Origin of the sequence: Microbacterium sp. NPDC096154, assembly GCF_040302945.1 — a bacterium.
GTDB lineage: Bacteria > Actinomycetota > Actinomycetes > Actinomycetales > Microbacteriaceae > Microbacterium.
In genome coordinates, this window is the sequence record NZ_JBEOSM010000004.1 from 296777 (window position 1) to 312191 (window position 15415).

Sequence of the window (15415 nt, forward strand, 5' to 3'; positions counted from 1 at the left end):
GGGCCGCCTGCGGGCATTCGGTCAGGGCGTCAAGCGGCGCAGCGTGAGGTACGAGCCGACGGCCAGCACGGCGGTCAGCGGCACGCCCCACAGCGCGAGCCCGAGCACCCCGACGCTGCCGAACCAGGCTCCGACCGCGGTCCAGGCGTCGAGGCGACCGATGACATACAGCGCGCCGATGCCGGCCAGGCCCACGGCCAGCAGCACCACGGTCAGTGCCAGCGGGCCGCCCTTCTTGTAGATCGTCGCGAACCAGAAGCCCAGGACGAAGAAGAGCATCGTCAGCACGAAGAAGACGATCCAGGCGGCCCACCAGCCCTGCTGCCAGACGTCCGGCAGGTGCGCGAAGTACCCGCCGATGCCGTAGCCGTCGGTCGCCAGCTCGATCAGGCCGAGCAGCACGAACAGGGTCGACAGCATGGCCGCGGCGATCGCCGCCGCCAGAAGCGTGCCGAGGTAGAACTCGCGGCGCGTGATGCTCATCGCCTGCGAGAACGGGAACGACAGCGTCAGCGCCTGGATGCCGACGGCCAGGAAGTACCACATCGGGGCCTGTGCGCCACCGGTGTACTTCGGCCCCCCTGTGGGGATGATCGCGAAGATCGCGATGTTGAGCAGCAGGGCCCCTCCCAGCACCAGCAGCGGCACCCACAGGTACGTCTGCGTGTTGATGAACTGGAGCCGGACGACGTTGCGGATGCGACTGTTCATCGGAGTGCCTCCTCGGCGGTCGCGGGCGATCGGTCGGTGTGGCGCTGTGTCGTGCGCACGATGAGCTGCTGCAGCGACACCGGGGCGAGGTCCAACCCGGAACGCGCAAGCTCTGCCCGCTCCTCCGCGCCCAGGCTTCCCACGACGGTCGCCGACGTGACGCTGCCCAGGCTCTCGCGGTGCAGCACCTCGCGACCGTGGATGAACTGCTCCACGGCGGCCGTCGGGCCGACGATGTTCACGGCGCGGTCGCGCACGTCGTCGGCGGACTGATCCATGATGACGCGCCCCTGGTCGATGACGAGGACGCGCTCGATCAGGTTGGCGACCTCGTCGATCAGGTGGCTCGAGAGCAGGATCGTGCGGGGGTGCTCGCCGTAGTCGGCCAGCAGGCGGTCGTAGAAGATCTGCCGGGCGACCGCGTCGAGCCCCAGGTACGGCTCGTCGAAGAAGGTGATCTCGGCGCGCGACGCGAGGCCGATGATCACGCCGACGGCAGACAGCTGGCCCCGCGACAGCTTCTTGATGCGGGTCCGCAGGGGCAGCTGGAAGTCGTCGACCAGCCGCTCGGCGAGGTTCTGATCCCAGCTGGGGAAGAACAGCCGAGCCGACGCGAGCGCATGCTTCGGCGTCGCGTCGTCCGGGTACTTCTGGCTCTCGCGGACGAAGCACATGCGGCTCAGCACGCGGGCGTTCTCGTACGGATGCTCGCCGAACACCCGTACGGATCCGGATGTCGCGAAGTTCTGCGCCGTCAGGATCGACATCGCCGTCGTCTTCCCCGCGCCGTTGCGGCCGAGGAAGCCGTAGATGGCGTCCTTCTCGATGTCGAAGCTGACGTCGTCGAGCGCGAGCTTGTCGCGGTAGCGCTTGGTGAGGTTCCTCACCTGGATGACGGCGGTCATGATCCCTTTCCTGTGGAGGTCTGCGCGGCGTGCTCGCGCACGAGCGCGGCGAGGTCGTCGGGGCCGAGGCCGATCTTGCGGGCCTCGGCGAGAAGGGGGGCGACGTAGCGGTCCGCGAACGCTCCGCGCCGCTCGCGCAGAAGCAGTTCGCGCGCGCCGTCGGAGACGAACATGCCGATGCCACGGCGCTTGTGCAGCACGCCCTTGTCGGCGAGCATCGCGACTCCCTTCGCGGCGGTGGCGGGGTTGATGCGGTAGAAGGCGGCGAGCTCGTTCGTCGACGGCGCCTGCGACTGCTCGGCGAGGCTGCCGTCCACGATGGAGTCCTCAATCTGCTCGGCGATCTGCACGAACAGCGGCTTTCCCTCTTCGATCAACCCGCACCCCCGGTTGGCTGGTTAGTTACTTGAGTAGGTAACCATGGTGGTGGGCGGGTGTCAAGGGGCGATCGGCTACGGTGGCCGTCATGGACCGCCGTGTGACGTTGCGGGACGTGGCCAAGGCGGCCGGCGTCTCGCGCACGACCGCGTCGAACGTCGTGATGGGCACCGGGCGGATCTCCGACGAGACGCGTGAGCGAGTGCGTTCCGCCATGGCGGAACTGGGCTACGTCTACCACCAGGCGGCCGGCGCGCTGCGGCGAAGAACATCGCGTGCGGTGGGGGTGGTCGTCACGAACATCCATCGCCCGCACTTCGGCGAGCTGCTGCTGGGGCTCGAGTCGACCTTCACGGAGGCCGGCTATACGTCGCTGGTGGTCTCGACCATGGACCGTCTCGACCGGCAGGCTCGCGCCGTGAGCACGCTGCGCGAGCACAGTGTCGCCGGGCTCGCCATGATCCCGGCGACGGGCAGCGGGCCGGAGCTGCTGCGCGCGCTGGACGACTGGGATGTGCCCAGCGTCTTCGTGTCGCGCTATGTGCGCGGCTACGACCGTCCGTACGTCGGGCCGGATGACGTGCTCGGCGGGCGGCTCGCCGGTGAGCACCTGCTCGACCATGGCTGCCGCACGCTCGCCTACATCGGCGGCAATCCCGAGGTGATGTCCCGCATCGACAGGATCGCGGGGGTGCGGCAGGCGATCGAGGCGCGCGGCGCCGATGTGGCGCTGGTCGACTGGGTGGGAGAGCCGAGCGGCGAGGGCGGGCTCGAGCTGGGCCGCAGGCTGCTGCGTGAGGGCGCCATGCCCGACGGGGTGCTGTGTCACGGCGACGCCGTGGCCATGGGCTTCGAGCGCGCGCTGCACGAGGCGGGACGCACCGGCGATGTGCGCGTGATCGGCTACGACGGCGTCGCGGCCACCGGCTACTGGATTCCCGCCCTCACGACCGTCGCGACCAACGGCTACGCGTTGGGGCGACAGGCCGCGGAGGAGCTGATCGGCGCGCTGGAGGGCGGTCGGGCGCCGGCGTCGCAGCTGCAGCGCCCGCGCTTGATCGTGCGGGAGTCGTGCGGGGCCCACGAGCCCGCAGCCGAGGCGCGTCGCCCGATTTGACACTCTCTGACGCCTCTGGCACCCTGACCTGCAGTTGGTGGATCGATCCATCACATCCGTGCATCACGACGTGCACCACACGAACCAGCGCCAAAGGGGGCACCTGGAATGAACCGTAGGATCCTCGCCGCGGGTGCGGCGATCACCGTGCTCGGTCTCGGTCTGACCGGGTGCGGTCTCGAGCAGCCGGGAGGAGGCGGAGCGACCGGCGGCGCCGATGGCGAGAGCCAGGGGACCGTCACGATCTACTCGCCTCGTCCATCGGCCATCACGGATGAGATCATCCCGATGTTCGAGGAGCAGTCGGGCTACGACGTGCAGCTCGTCACCCTCGGCGCGGCCGAGGTCGCCGACCGCATCCGCGCCGAGAAGGACAACGTGCAGGCCGACGTGTGGTGGGGCGGCACGCCGTCGCTGTTCACCCCCGCCGCGAACGAGGATCTCGTCGAGCCGTGGGGCGACGGAGTGCTCGACCTCGTCGAAGACGAGTTCCAGTTCGACGACGACAAGTGGGTGGCCGAGATGCGCCAGCTGCAGCTGATCGCCTACAACACCGACATGCTCAGCGAGGACGAGGCGCCGAAGGACTGGGACGACCTGGTCGACCCCCAGTGGAAGGACCAAATCCTCATCCGCGACGTGGCCGCATCCGGCACCATGCGCGGCATCTACGCGGCCCAAATCGCCCGCTTCTACGAGCAGGACGGCGACCCGGAGCGCGGCTACGACTGGCTGCGCAAGCTCGACGCCAACACCAAGGACTACGCGGCCAATCCCGAGGACCTGTATCTGCGCCTCGAGCGTCAGGAGGCCCCGATCACCCTCTGGAACCACCAGGACATCCTGGCGCAGGCAGAGCAGGGCGCCGCGTTCGGCATCATCGAGCCCGCGTCCGGATCGCCCATCAACATGGACGGCATCGCGAAGGTCGCCGGCGCGCCCAACCCGGAGGGCGCCGAGGCGTTCGCCGAGTTCATCTTCAGCCCGGAGACGCAGGACTGGCTCGTGAACAACGCCTTCCAGATCCCCACGGTCGAGATCGACGACCCGCCGGCGTGGCTCGAGCCGCTGACGCTGAAGGAGCTCGAGTACGACAAGGAGCTCGTGGCCGAGCACGAGGGCGAGTGGATCGACTACTGGCTCGAGAACATCAAGAACCAGGGCTGAGGCCGAGGCCGGCCGGGCGAGTGTCGCCGCCCGGCCGGCCTTCTCCTGCACCGCGACGACGCATGCACCCCCCGAAAGACGAGGATGACGTGATCCCGATCCATCTCGATGGCCTCAGCAAGACGTATGGCGAGCAGCCGGGCGCCGCGCCGACGGTCACCGTCGACATCACCGTGCAGGCCGGGGAGTTCTTCACGCTGCTCGGTCCGTCCGGCTGCGGGAAGTCCACGCTCCTGCGCATGATCGCCGGCTTCGTGTCGCCGACGGAGGGGGCGATCGTGTTCGGCGACCAGGACGTGACGCGGCTGCCCGCTCACAAGCGCGGCATCGGGATGGTGTTCCAGAACTACGCGCTGTTCCCGCACATGAGCGTCGCCGACAACGTGGCCTACGGCCTCAAGCTGCGCCGAGTCGGGGGCAGCGAGCGCAAGGCCAAGGTCGACAAGGCGCTCCAGCGCGTGGGCCTCTCGGGATACGGCGACCGGCGCATCGACCAGCTCTCGGGCGGTCAGCAGCAGCGCGTCGCGCTGGCGCGCGCCATCGTGATCGAGCCGGAGGTGCTGCTGCTCGACGAGCCCCTCTCGAACCTGGACGCAAAGCTGCGTGAGGAGACGCGCATGCAGATCCGCGAGGTGCAGAAGGCGGCGGCGACGACGGCGGTCTACGTGACGCACGATCAGGCCGAGGCGATGGCGATGAGCGACCGCATCGCGGTGCTCGCGGACGGTCGCGCGCACCAGGTCGATACGCCGCGGCGGATCTACAGCGAGCCCGCCACGGCGTTCGTGGCCCGCTTCATCGGCCGCAGCAACGTCGTCCCGGGTCTGGTGCGGGATGCCGCGTCCGACACCGCCACCGTGCGAGTCGGTGACGCGGAGCTCACCGTGCGCCGTCACCCCGAGGTGCCTGTCGCGGCCGGGCAGCACGTCGAGGTGTCGCTGCGCCCCGAGGTGCTGCGCGTGGTCGGCGAGGCCGACGCCGCACTCCACGGCATCGTGACCGCCAAGGAGTACCTCGGTGCCACCGCGATGCTCGAGGTCGACGTCGCGGGCTCGTCCGTCGCGGTCTCCACACCCGACATCGACGTCGAGGCGGGCACCCGCATCGGCCTGGCCGTCGATCGGCGAGCGGGGTGGCTCATCCCCGAGTCGGCCACCGGGCGGGCCTGATGTCGCACGCCGTCTCCACACAGACCGAGGTCACGGCTCTCGCGGCGCAGCCCTCGCCTGGCGGCCGCCGCCGGAAGCGCCGGCTCACGCCGGGCGAGCGCTTCATCGTCTTCCTCGCGCTGCCCGTGTTCGCCGTCATCGTCTTCTTCGTCGTGCTGCCCATGCTGCAGACCGCGGCGCAGAGCACGGGCGGCAACGGCTTCTGGGCGAACTATGCCAACTTCATCTCGGGCGGATCGCAGCGCGCCCTTGTGACATCGATCGGCACCTCGCTCGCCACGGTCGTGCTGTGCGCCATCGTCGGCACGGCGCTGGCGGTCCTGCTCACGCGGTTCGACTTCCCCGGGCGGCGCATCCTGTCGGTGCTCGCGGTGCTGCCCCTCGCGTTGCCCTCGCTGATCGGCGCCATCGCGTTCACGCTGCTGTACAACGAGACCGGCATCTTCCCCCGCGCCGCTGAGGCGCTGCTCGGCATCGACGCCGGGCTCGTCTCCGTCACGGGCGTGGGTGGCGTGCTGCTGGTGCACGTGCTCACGATGTACCCGTATTTCTACCTGTCGGTGTCGGCCGGCCTGGCGGGGATGGACACGTCGCTGGAGGAGGCGGCGGCCGGGCTGGGCGCCCCGAAGTGGAAGGTGTGGGCCACCATCGTGCTGCCCATGCTCACGCCGGCCCTCGTCGCCGGAGCGCTGCTGACGTTCATGACCTCCATGGCATCCTTCACGGCGCCGCAGCTGTACAACGTGCAGACGCTGACGATGCAGATCGTCTCGACCCGCGTCGGCGGCAACTACGAGCTCGCCGCCGCGCAGTCCACCGTGCTCGCGGTCGTCTCGATCGGCTTCCTGTTCCTGATGCGGTGGTACCAGGGGCGGCAGACGTACCGCAGCCTCTCGAAAGGCATCCAGCGATCTCGCACCCGCACGACCGGATGGACGTCCGCCCTCGCGGGCATCGGCAGTCTCATCCTGTCGCTCATCCTGATCGCGCCGGTCGCGGCGATCGTGCTGGTGTCGTTCTCGCGCAACCGCAGCTGGACGACCCAGGTGCTGCCGCCCGAGTACACGCTCGACAACTACCTGTCGATCTTCACCGACCCGGAGGCGCTGTTCCCGATCAACGTGTCGCTGCAGATGGCGTTCTACGCCACGCTCGTCGCGGTGGTGATCGGCGCCGCCGCCGCGTGGATCATCTCCCGATGGCCCCTGGCGCGCGGGCGCGGTCTGCTCGACGCGATGGTGATGGTGCCGTGGGCGCTGCCGGGCACGGTCATCGGCGTCAACGTGGTGACGGCCTTCGCGACCCCGACGTGGTCGAACCTGGGGCTCGTGCTGGTCGGCTCGCTGCTGATCCTGCCGGTCGCGTACTTCGTGCGCTACGTGCCGCTCGTGTTCCGCGAGACGAGCGCGTCGATCGACACGATCGACCCGTCGGTCGACGAGGCCGCGCAGTCGCTGGGCGCATCGCCCATACGGTCGATCATGACCGTCGTCATGCCGCTCGTGTGGAAGGGCGTGCTGGCCGGGGCGCTGCTCGCCTTCATCGACGGCGTCGGCGAGTACGTCGCGTCGGCGGTGGTCTACCCCGTCGGCTACCCGCCCATGTCGATCGAGATCTACAACCGCCTCTACTCGGCCGACCTCGGCTCGGCTGCCGCATACGGCGCCCTGCAGATCGGCATCATCTTCGTGGTGCTCGTGGTGGTGAACCTCATCGAGCGCGGACCCCGGCGCACGGCCGCGGCGGTGCCTACGGCCGCCGCGGGCGGGGCCGCACTGCCCGCCACCGCCGTAGCATGAGCGCCATGAGCGACACGGCGCCCATCCCGGTCCCGCCTGACCCGGCGCTCTCTTCGCTGGGGTCGCTCGCGAGCGACCTGACCATCGCGGAGGCCGCGGGTGACGCGGGCCGGTTCACCGATTACAGCGTTCCGGATGCCGGCATCCGCGCGCTGTACACGACCGAGAGCATCTGGCAGTCGTGGCTCGACGTCGAGGTCGCGCTCGCGCGCGCCGAAGCCGAGGTCGGCATCGTGCCCGAGGACGCCGCGCGCCGGATCGCCCAGGTCGGCCGTCTCGCGCAGCTCGACCGCGACCGCGTGATCGCCGGCATGCGGGCGCAGGGACACCCGCTCGTGCCCTTGATCGAGGAGCTCGCGCACGCCGCAGGCGACGGCGCCGGGGGATGGGTGCACTGGGGGGCGACCAGCCAGAACATCATGCAGTCGGGGCACGCCATCCTGATCGGCCGCGCGCACGCGATCGTCAGCCGCCTGATGCTCGACTGCCTCGCGGCGCTCGCCGATCTGGCCGAGCGCTCGGCGACCATGATCATGCCCGGGCGCACGCACGGGCAGCACGCCGTGCCCATCACCTTCGGTCTCAAGGTCGCGACGTGGATCGACGACCTGCTGCGCGGACACGACCGCATCCAGCATGGCGTGCGGCCGTGCCTGCGCGTGATGATGGCCGGCGCCGTGGGCAGCTTCGCGTCGCTCGGCGAGGTGGGGCCCAAGGTGCAGCGCCGCGTGGCCGATCTGCTGGGGCTCGAGCCCATGCCCGTGCCGTCGCGCGCGCTGCTGTCGCCGCAGTCGGGCTACATCTCCGACCTGGCGATCGTCGCCGCCTCGTGCGGGCGCATCGCGATCGAGGTCGAGACCATGATGCAGACCGAGTTCGGCGAGGTCTCCGAGCCCGTGCCGCCCGGCTCGGTGGGCAGCTCGACCATGCCGCACAAGCGCAACCCCAAGCTGTCGGCGGATGTGCTCGACCTGGCCGCCCTCGTGCGCGCGAAGGCCCCGGAGGCCGTGGCGGCGATCGTGCATCCGCACGAGGCGGATGGCGGCGCGACCGCGAAGCTGGATGCCGCGATGCAGGACAGCCTCATCGCGATGGGCGACATGCTGATGCGGCTCAAGGTCATCCTGGAAGGGCTCGAGCTGTTCCCGAAGCGGATGCGCCGCAACCTGGAGCTGAGCGGAAACCTGATCGGGTCGGAGGCCGTGATGCTGGCGCTCGGCGAGGAGATCGGCCGCGACGAGGCTCACCGCATCGTGTACGAGGCAGCGATGCGCTGCGCGACCGAGGGCGCCGACTTCGAGCAGCTGCTCGTCGCCGATCCGCGCGTCACGGTCGCCCTGCCGCCGGCGCGCATCCGCGCGCTGCTCGACCCCGCCGGTCACGTCGGCCTGGCCCCGCAGATCGCGCGGGAGGCCGCGCGCCGCGCGCGCGAGGCCGTCGCAGCGGAGTGACGCGCGACCGCGGGCTCTGCCACGGGATACGGTGGGGGTGTCCCGCGACGGATCCGCCGCGGAAGCCTCCTCGTCGCGGCCGCCCTGGGCGGCCGTCCCTGCGCCGGTCGCGCGCTCTGGGGGCTGGCCCCTGCGCAGTTCCTCCCCCCACGGGACTGCGCTCGACGCTGATGGAGAGCCCCATGCCGCAGCTGCACGACCACCTGGTGCCGGTCTTCGAGGAGATCGTGCGTCGCAACGCCGGTGAAGCTGAGTTCCACCAGGCCGCCCGCGAAGTCCTCGAGAGCCTCGGCCCCGTGGTCGAGCGTGAGAGCCACTACGTCGACTCCGACGTGATTCGCCGTCTGTGCGAGCCGGAGCGGCAGATCATCTTCCGGGTGCCGTGGGTGGACGACGCGGGGCGGGCCCAGGTGAACCGCGGCTTCCGCGTCGAGTTCAACTCGGCCCTCGGGCCCTACAAGGGCGGTCTGCGGTTCCACCCGTCGGTCAACGTCGGCATCGTGAAGTTCCTCGGCTTCGAGCAGATCTTCAAGAACGCGCTCACCGGCCTGCCGATCGGCGGCGGCAAGGGGGGCTCCGACTTCGATCCCAAGGGCCGCTCGGACGCCGAGATCATGCGCTTCTGCCAGTCGTTCATGACGGAGCTGTACCGCCACATCGGCGAGTACACCGATGTTCCCGCAGGCGACATCGGTGTCGGCGGCCGTGAGATCGGCTACCTCTTCGGCCAGTACAAGCGCATCACGAACCGCTACGAGTCGGGCGTCCTGACGGGCAAGGGCATCGGCTGGGGCGGTTCGCTGGTGCGCACCGAGTCGACCGGCTACGGTGCGGTGTTCTTCGCACAGGAGATCCTGCACGCCGCCGGTGACTCGTTCGAGGGCAAGCGCGTCGTGGTGTCCGGATCGGGGAACGTCGCGATCTACGCGACCGAGAAGGTGCATCAGCTCGGCGGCACCGTCGTCGCGGTCTCCGACTCCAGCGGCTACGTGGTCGATGACACGGGCATCGACGTGGAGCTGCTCAAGGAGATCAAAGAGGTGCGTCGCGCGCGGATCAGCGAGTACGCGGCCGCACGGACCGGTGCCTCCTTCGTGGACAACGGCTCGATCTGGGACGTCGCGGCCGACATCGCGGTGCCCGCGGCCACGCAGAACGAGCTCGACGAACACGGTGCGCGTGCGCTGATCAAGGGCGGTGTGCGCGTCGTCTCGGAGGGCGCCAACATGCCCACGACACCGGGCGCGATCCGCGCGTTCCGCGAGGCCGGGGTGAAGTTCGCCCCGGGCAAGGCCGCCAATGCCGGCGGTGTGGCGACCAGCGCGCTCGAGATGCAGCAGAACGCCTCACGCGACTCCTGGTCGTTCGAGTACACCGAGGAGCGGCTGCAGGGCATCATGCGCTCGATCCACGACCGCTGCCTCGCCACGGCTGACGAGTACGGCATGCCGGGAGACTACGTCGCAGGCGCCAACATCTCGGGCTTCACGCGCGTCGCCGACGCGATGCTGGCATTCGGTGTCATCTGAGCGGGCTCAGCCGCGCAGGTCGCGCTCGCGGAGGGCGACCATGGCGGTCAGCGGGAACACGACCACGAAGAGCCAGAGCGGCCACTGGTCGGCGAGAGTCGTGCCGCCCTTGAGCGGGTCATCCGCGAACGCCCAGTGGTACGCCGACAGGTCACCCAGCCACTGGACGTCAGGGTTCTGCGCGGCGAGGGCGTTGAAGGCGTAGCTGAGCACCGCCACCAATGCGCCGACGCCGGCCGACAGGGCCTTGCCGCCGATCGCGGCCCCCGCCAGCAGCGACCATGCGCCGCAGAACAGCGCGAGGCCGGCGAGGGCCGAGCCCGCGACGATCACGGCGCCCGGCGCGAGGTCGAGCTGGGCCGAGCCGTCGAGGACCAGCACGGTCGCGACGCCCACCGCCACGAGGATGAGCACCCGGATGACCAGGGCCAGCGACTGCCCGCCCACGTAGGCGGCGCGCCCGATGCCGTGGGCGAGGTCGAGCTCGAGCCGGCCCGACTGCTCGTGCCCGGCGATCGCCTGGGATGCCCACGCGACCGATGCCGCCGTGACGAGGAAGAAGCCCATCAGGCCGAAGAACGTGGCCTGCGTGTACCCGGCGCCCGACGTGATGTCGTCGTAGCCGAGCGTCGCGACGAGATCCGGCGGCAGCGCGTCGAGCAGCTGCTGCATGTCGCCGCTCGCCAGGCTCGGGTACAGCGGCAGATAGAGGCACAGGATGCCCACGATCGCCAGCGACCACAGGGCCGTCGAGCGCCACGAGTGCGTCAGCTCGCGCAGCAGCACCGGGATCACGCGCCCTCCTCCTTCTCGCCGAAGAGCGCCCCGAGGTCGAGCGGGCCGGTCTCCGGATCGGCGACCTCGGGGCGGCTGTAGAGCTGCAGCACCGCGTCCTCCAGGTCGGGCTCCTGGATGTCGAGCTCGCGGGTCTCGAGCCACGAGATCGTCTTGATGAAGGCGTCGAGGTCGCCGTCGTACAGCGCCTCCAGGTGCACGCCGTCCGGCTCATCGCTCAGCGAGGTCTCGCGCAGCGGCAGCTGCCAGATCTGGTCCCACACGCCGTCCGAGTCGGTGCCGCCGAACACCGCTCGCACCCGGCGTGCCGCCCCCCGGCGCAACGATTCGACATCGCCCGTGGCGATGATGCGCCCGTCCGCGAGCACGGCCACGTCATCCGCCACCTGCTGGATCTCGCTGAGCACGTGCGAGCTCAGCAGCACGGCGCGGCCATCCTGTCGCGCCTCGCGCACCAGGTCGAGGAACGTGCGCTGCACGAGGGGATCGAGCCCGCTGGTGGGCTCGTCGAGCACCAGCAGCTCGGGCTCGTGCATGAATGCCTGGATGATGCCGAGCTTCTGCCGGTTGCCCTTCGACAGCGTGCCGACCGGCCGTGAGAGGTCGATCTCGAGGCGATCGGCAAGGCGCTGTGCCCGCCGGTGGCCGCCGGGGCTCGACACGCGCCCGTAGAACGAGAGCAGGGCTCGTCCGGTCACGCGCTCGTCGAGGCGCAAGTCCCCGGGGAGGTAGCCGATGCGGCGCCGCAGGGCGGGACCGCCGCGTCGCGGGTCCTCGCCGAGCACGCGCACGACGCCGGCCGACGGGCGCAGGATGTCGAGCAGGATGCGCAGGGTCGTCGTCTTGCCCGCACCGTTGGGCCCGATGAGGCCGAGCACGGCACCGGGCTCGAGGCGCAGGTCGATGCCGCGCAGCGCCGGGGTGCGTCCGTAGCTCTTGCGCAGATCCTGCACCTCGATCGCGGGGGTCGTCACGCGGCATACGGTACCAGCCCTCATATCGGCATGTCGTACCGTGGGATCCCCCAGGACCCCGGTGTCACGCGGAGATCCCGCGTTCTCCGGATCATCGGCGCCGATCCGGTCCTGAGATGCCGGGATCTCCGGAGGAGGGGGCGGGCCGGGCTGCGGCCCTCAGGCCTCGGGCGGCCGCTGCTGCAGCTCGGGGGCGACCCTGCTCTCCAGGTTCTGGATGGCCGCGTCCGAGAGCGCGATCAGCCCGTCGAGCTCCTCACGCACGCGACGGTACGCCACCTGGCGCTCTGCGGCCGTCGCCGACTGGTCAACCGCGACCTGCAGCAGCTGCTGGGCGCGGTCGAGCCGCTTGCGCTCGGGCTCGGTGAAGCCGCTGTCGCGCCGGCGGCGGGCATCCTGCTCGGCGACGTCGAACGCGACCTCGTAGTCGTGCACGGCGTCGCGGTACTCGGCCAGCGCGTCGGCGTCGATCTTCGCGTCGGGCGAGTCGGGGCGCAGGCCGTCGGCCGCCTTCTTGGCGCGCAGGAACGCCGCGGTGAGCGGTTCCCGCCCGTCGCTCATGGTGGGGAAGGCGATCAGCTTCGCGACGTCGAGCTCATAGTCGAGCCAGCGGTGCGTGACGTCGTCGTGAGCGTGCATGAGCCGCTCGAGGCGCCCGGCGCGGGAGCGGGCATCCGACTCCTCGACGCCCGCCGGCATCGGCTTCGCGCGCGCCGCCTCCGTGAGCGCCTTGGCCTCGGCCTTGGCGTGGATGATCTCGAGCCTGCGCTTGTGGCGCAGCTTCGACTGCTTCGACCACCAGCCGCCGAAGCCGCTGGCGACCCCCATCAGCGGGAACGCGAGCCACCAGTAATGGCCGAGGAAGTCGAACAGCGGTTCCACGGCGCGCCCCGGATCAGCCGAAGAGGAGGGCGAGGAGCGTCGCGCCGCCACCCGTGACGACCAGGGCGCCGATCACGACCCACGCCACGATGCGCACCCGGCGGCTGCGTCGCTCCGAGTAGAGGTCGGCGGCCTCGCCATCCGCCTCCAGCTCGGAGTGGTTGATGCGCGTCGGGTCGGTCATCAGGCTGCGGGCTCCACGACGGTCGGCCCGAAGGCGGCCGGCAGGGTGCCGGTCGACAGGGCGCGCAGCTCCGAGACCGGCACGGTGAAGAGATCCTGCACCTCGAGCGCCGCACCCTCCTCGGCCGTGCCCGCGTCGGTCACGCCGATGCGCATCACGGGGTAGCCGCGGCCCTCGCACAGGCCGCGGAACTTCACGTCCTCCTCGCGGGGCACCGTGACGATCACGCGGCCGGTCGATTCGGAGAACAGCGCCGTGGCGGCGTCCACGCCGTCGCGCTCCATGATCTCGGTGAGCCACACGCGGGCGCCGACGCCGAAGCGCAGCACCGCATCGGTGAGCGCCTGCGCGAGACCGCCCTCCGACAGGTCGTGCGCGCTCGAGACGAGCATCTCGTCCTTCGCCGCCTGGATCAGCTCGGCCAGCGTCCGCTCGCCCGCCAGGTCGACCTTCGGCGGGCGGCCACCGAGGTGGCCGTGGATGGTGCCCGCCCACGCCGAGCCGTCCAGCTCGGTGGCCGTCGTGCCCAGCAGGTAGATGTTCTCGCCGGCGTCCTGCCATCCGCTCGGGATGCGGCGGGCGACGTCGTCGATGATGCCCAGCACGCCGACCACGGGCGTCGGGTGGATCGGCACGTCGCCGGTCTGGTTGTAGAACGACACGTTGCCGCCCGTGACGGGCACGCCCAGCTCGAGGCACGCGTCGGACAGGCCATCGACGGCCTGCGAGAACTGCCACATGACCTCGGGGTTCTCGGGCGAGCCGAAGTTCAGGCAGTCGGTCACGGCCGTGGGCATCGCGCCCGTGACGGCGACGTTGCGGTACGCCTCGGCCAGGGCCAGCTGCGCGCCCGCGTAGGGGTCGAGCTGGCAGTAGCGGCCGTTCGCGTCGGTCGCGATCGAGACGCCGAGGCCCGACTCCTCGTCGACGCGGATCATGCCCGCGTCGTCGGGGAAGGCCAGGGCCGTGTTGCCGAGCACGTAGTAGTCGTACTGGTTGGTGATCCAGCTCGTGTCGGCCAGGTTGGGGCTGGCGACGAGCTTCTTCACCTGGTCCAGGATCTCCGCGCCGTCCGTGGGGCGGGCGAGCGCGGCGGCGGAGTCGGCCTGCAGCGCGTCGATCCACGCGGGGTAGGCGACCGGGCGCTCGTAGACCGGGCCGTCGACCGCGACCGTGGTGGGATCGACGTCGACGATGACCTCGCCGTCCCAGGTGATGACGAGTCGGCCGTCGCCCGTGACCTCGCCGAGCACGCTGGTCTCGACATCCCACTTCTTCACGACATCCAGGAACGCGTCGAGCTTCTCGGGCGCGACGATCGCCATCATCCGCTCCTGCGACTCGCTCATGAGGATCTCCTCGGCGGTGAGCGACGGGTCGCGCAGCAGCACGTTGGTGAGCTCGACGTTCATGCCCGATCCGCCGTTCGCGGCGAGCTCGCTCGTCGCACACGAGATGCCGGCGGCCCCGAGATCCTGGATCGCCTCGACCAGGTCGCCCGCGTAGAGCTCGAGGCAGCACTCGATGAGCACCTTCTCGGCGAACGGGTCGCCCACCTGCACCGCGGGGCGCTTGGTGGGACCGCCGTCGGCGAACGTGTCGGAGGCGAGGATGGACGCGCCGCCGATGCCGTCGCCGCCCGTGCGCGCGCCGAACAGCACGACCTTGTTGCCGGCGCCCGTGGCGTTGGCGAGGCGGATGTCCTCGTGGCGCATGACGCCGACCGCGAGCGCGTTGACCAGCGGGTTGGCCTGGTAGACCGAGTCGAACACCGTCTCGCCGCCGATGTTGGGCAGGCCCAGGCAGTTGCCGTACGACGAGATGCCGCTCACCACGCCGTGCACCACGCGGGCGGTGTCCGGGTGGTCGATCGCGCCGAAGCGCAGCTGGTCCATGACCGCCACGGGGCGTGCGCCCATCGAGATGATGTCGCGCACGATGCCGCCCACGCCGGTCGCGGCGCCCTGGAACGGCTCGATGTAGGACGGGTGGTTGTGCGACTCGACCTTGAAGGTGACGGCCCAGCCCTCGCCCACGTCGACCACGCCGGCGTTCTGGCCCATGCCCACCATGAGACGCTGCGTCATCTCGTCCGAGACCTTCTGCCCGAACCGGCGCAGGTAGATCTTGCTCGACTTGTACGAGCAGTGCTCCGACCACATCACGGAGTACATGGCCAGCTCGCCCGAGGTGGGGCGGCGGCCCAGGATCTCGCGGATCTTCGCGTACTCGTCGGGCTTCAGGCCCAGCGCCTCATAGGGCTGCTCGCGCTCGGGCGTGGCGGCGGCGTGGGCGACGGTGTCGATGGTGGCGTTGGTCACGCGGGAGCTCCTGGATCGCGATGCCGCGCGGCG

14 protein-coding genes are annotated in these 15415 nt (G+C 70.5%); 6 read left to right on the top strand and 8 right to left on the bottom strand.

Annotation, left to right across the window (positions count from 1 at the left end; all coding sequences use genetic code 11):
* Positions 1–21: 21 nt before the first annotated feature.
* The 3 genes from ABTW64_RS07955 to ABTW64_RS07965 are packed head-to-tail and all read right to left on the bottom strand — an operon-like array spanning position 22 to position 1993.
* Positions 22–711: a hypothetical protein gene (locus ABTW64_RS07955; protein WP_350621065.1), complete on the bottom strand. Its 690-nt coding sequence runs from the start codon at positions 709–711 to the stop codon at positions 22–24.
* Complete coding sequence (locus tag ABTW64_RS07960) at positions 708–1616, bottom strand: ABC transporter ATP-binding protein (RefSeq protein ID WP_350621067.1); 909 nt, start codon at positions 1614–1616, stop codon at positions 708–710. Before ABTW64_RS07960 ends, ABTW64_RS07955 begins: the two co-directional genes overlap by 4 nt.
* Positions 1613–1993, bottom strand: a complete 381-nt coding sequence (locus ABTW64_RS07965) for a GntR family transcriptional regulator (RefSeq protein WP_350621069.1) — start codon at positions 1991–1993, stop codon at positions 1613–1615. Before ABTW64_RS07965 ends, ABTW64_RS07960 begins: the two co-directional genes overlap by 4 nt.
* Before the next feature lie 89 nt (positions 1994–2082).
* Between ABTW64_RS07965 and ABTW64_RS07970 the strand changes: the two genes are divergently transcribed.
* From ABTW64_RS07970 to gdhA, 6 genes are all read left to right on the top strand, one after another.
* A complete protein-coding gene (locus ABTW64_RS07970; protein ID WP_350621071.1) occupies positions 2083–3111 on the top strand; it encodes a LacI family DNA-binding transcriptional regulator in 1029 nt (342 codons plus the stop codon).
* A gap of 108 nt (positions 3112–3219) precedes the next feature.
* Positions 3220–4278 carry an extracellular solute-binding protein gene (locus tag ABTW64_RS07975; protein WP_350621073.1) on the top strand — a complete coding sequence of 353 codons (1059 nt, stop codon included), beginning with the start codon at positions 3220–3222 and terminating at the stop codon, positions 4276–4278.
* Between the two features lie 89 nt (positions 4279–4367).
* Positions 4368–5447 (top strand): ABC transporter ATP-binding protein, encoded by a 1080-nt coding sequence (locus ABTW64_RS07980; protein WP_350621075.1) that lies wholly within the window; start codon positions 4368–4370, stop codon positions 5445–5447.
* Positions 5447–7246 carry an ABC transporter permease gene (locus ABTW64_RS07985; RefSeq protein WP_350621077.1) on the top strand — a complete coding sequence of 600 codons (1800 nt, stop codon included), beginning with the start codon at positions 5447–5449 and terminating at the stop codon, positions 7244–7246. The genes ABTW64_RS07980 and ABTW64_RS07985 overlap by 1 nt, the downstream gene beginning before the upstream one ends.
* Before the next feature lie 5 nt (positions 7247–7251).
* Complete coding sequence (locus tag ABTW64_RS07990) at positions 7252–8697, top strand: lyase family protein (RefSeq protein WP_350621079.1); 1446 nt, start codon at positions 7252–7254, stop codon at positions 8695–8697.
* Positions 8698–8879: 182 nt separating this feature from the next.
* Entirely contained in the window at positions 8880–10226 is a 1347-nt protein-coding gene (gene gdhA / locus ABTW64_RS07995) for an NADP-specific glutamate dehydrogenase (RefSeq protein WP_350621081.1), read from the top strand.
* A 6-nt stretch (positions 10227–10232) separates the two neighbouring features.
* Here the strand turns inward: gdhA and ABTW64_RS08000 are convergent, their stop codons facing one another.
* The 5 genes from ABTW64_RS08000 to purL form a co-directional block, all read right to left on the bottom strand.
* Positions 10233–11021, bottom strand: a complete 789-nt coding sequence (locus ABTW64_RS08000; protein WP_350621083.1) for an ABC transporter permease subunit — start codon at positions 11019–11021, stop codon at positions 10233–10235.
* Complete coding sequence (locus ABTW64_RS08005; RefSeq protein WP_350621085.1) at positions 11018–11995, bottom strand: ABC transporter ATP-binding protein; 978 nt, start codon at positions 11993–11995, stop codon at positions 11018–11020. The genes ABTW64_RS08000 and ABTW64_RS08005 overlap by 4 nt, the downstream gene beginning before the upstream one ends.
* 159 nt (positions 11996–12154) lie before the next feature.
* Positions 12155–12877, bottom strand: a complete 723-nt coding sequence (locus ABTW64_RS08010) for a hypothetical protein (protein ID WP_350621087.1) — start codon at positions 12875–12877, stop codon at positions 12155–12157.
* Positions 12878–12890: 13 nt separating this feature from the next.
* Positions 12891–13061, bottom strand: coding sequence for a hypothetical protein (locus ABTW64_RS08015; RefSeq protein ID WP_350621089.1), 171 nt, complete (start codon positions 13059–13061; stop codon positions 12891–12893).
* On the bottom strand, positions 13061–15382 hold the full coding sequence (gene purL / locus ABTW64_RS08020; protein WP_350621091.1) for a phosphoribosylformylglycinamidine synthase subunit PurL: 2322 nt from the start codon (positions 15380–15382) through the stop codon (positions 13061–13063). Before purL ends, ABTW64_RS08015 begins: the two co-directional genes overlap by 1 nt.
* Between the last annotated feature and the right edge of the window lie 33 nt (positions 15383–15415).

Bases quoted from the DNA above. Each gene is read 5' to 3' on its own strand.
- ABTW64_RS07970 (WP_350621071.1), top strand. From the start codon at position 2,083: ATGGACCGCCGTGTGACGTTGCGGGACGTGGCCAAGGCGGCCGGCGTC.
- ABTW64_RS07955 (WP_350621065.1), bottom strand. From the start codon at position 711: ATGAACAGTCGCATCCGCAACGTCGTCCGGCTCCAGTTCATCAACACG.
- gdhA (WP_350621081.1), top strand. From the start codon at position 8,880: ATGCCGCAGCTGCACGACCACCTGGTGCCGGTCTTCGAGGAGATCGTG.
- ABTW64_RS07985 (WP_350621077.1), top strand. From the start codon at position 5,447: ATGTCGCACGCCGTCTCCACACAGACCGAGGTCACGGCTCTCGCGGCG.
- ABTW64_RS07975 (WP_350621073.1), top strand. From the start codon at position 3,220: ATGAACCGTAGGATCCTCGCCGCGGGTGCGGCGATCACCGTGCTCGGT.
- ABTW64_RS07960 (WP_350621067.1), bottom strand. From the start codon at position 1,616: ATGACCGCCGTCATCCAGGTGAGGAACCTCACCAAGCGCTACCGCGAC.
- ABTW64_RS08015 (WP_350621089.1), bottom strand. From the start codon at position 13,061: ATGACCGACCCGACGCGCATCAACCACTCCGAGCTGGAGGCGGATGGC.
- ABTW64_RS07990 (WP_350621079.1), top strand. From the start codon at position 7,252: ATGAGCGACACGGCGCCCATCCCGGTCCCGCCTGACCCGGCGCTCTCT.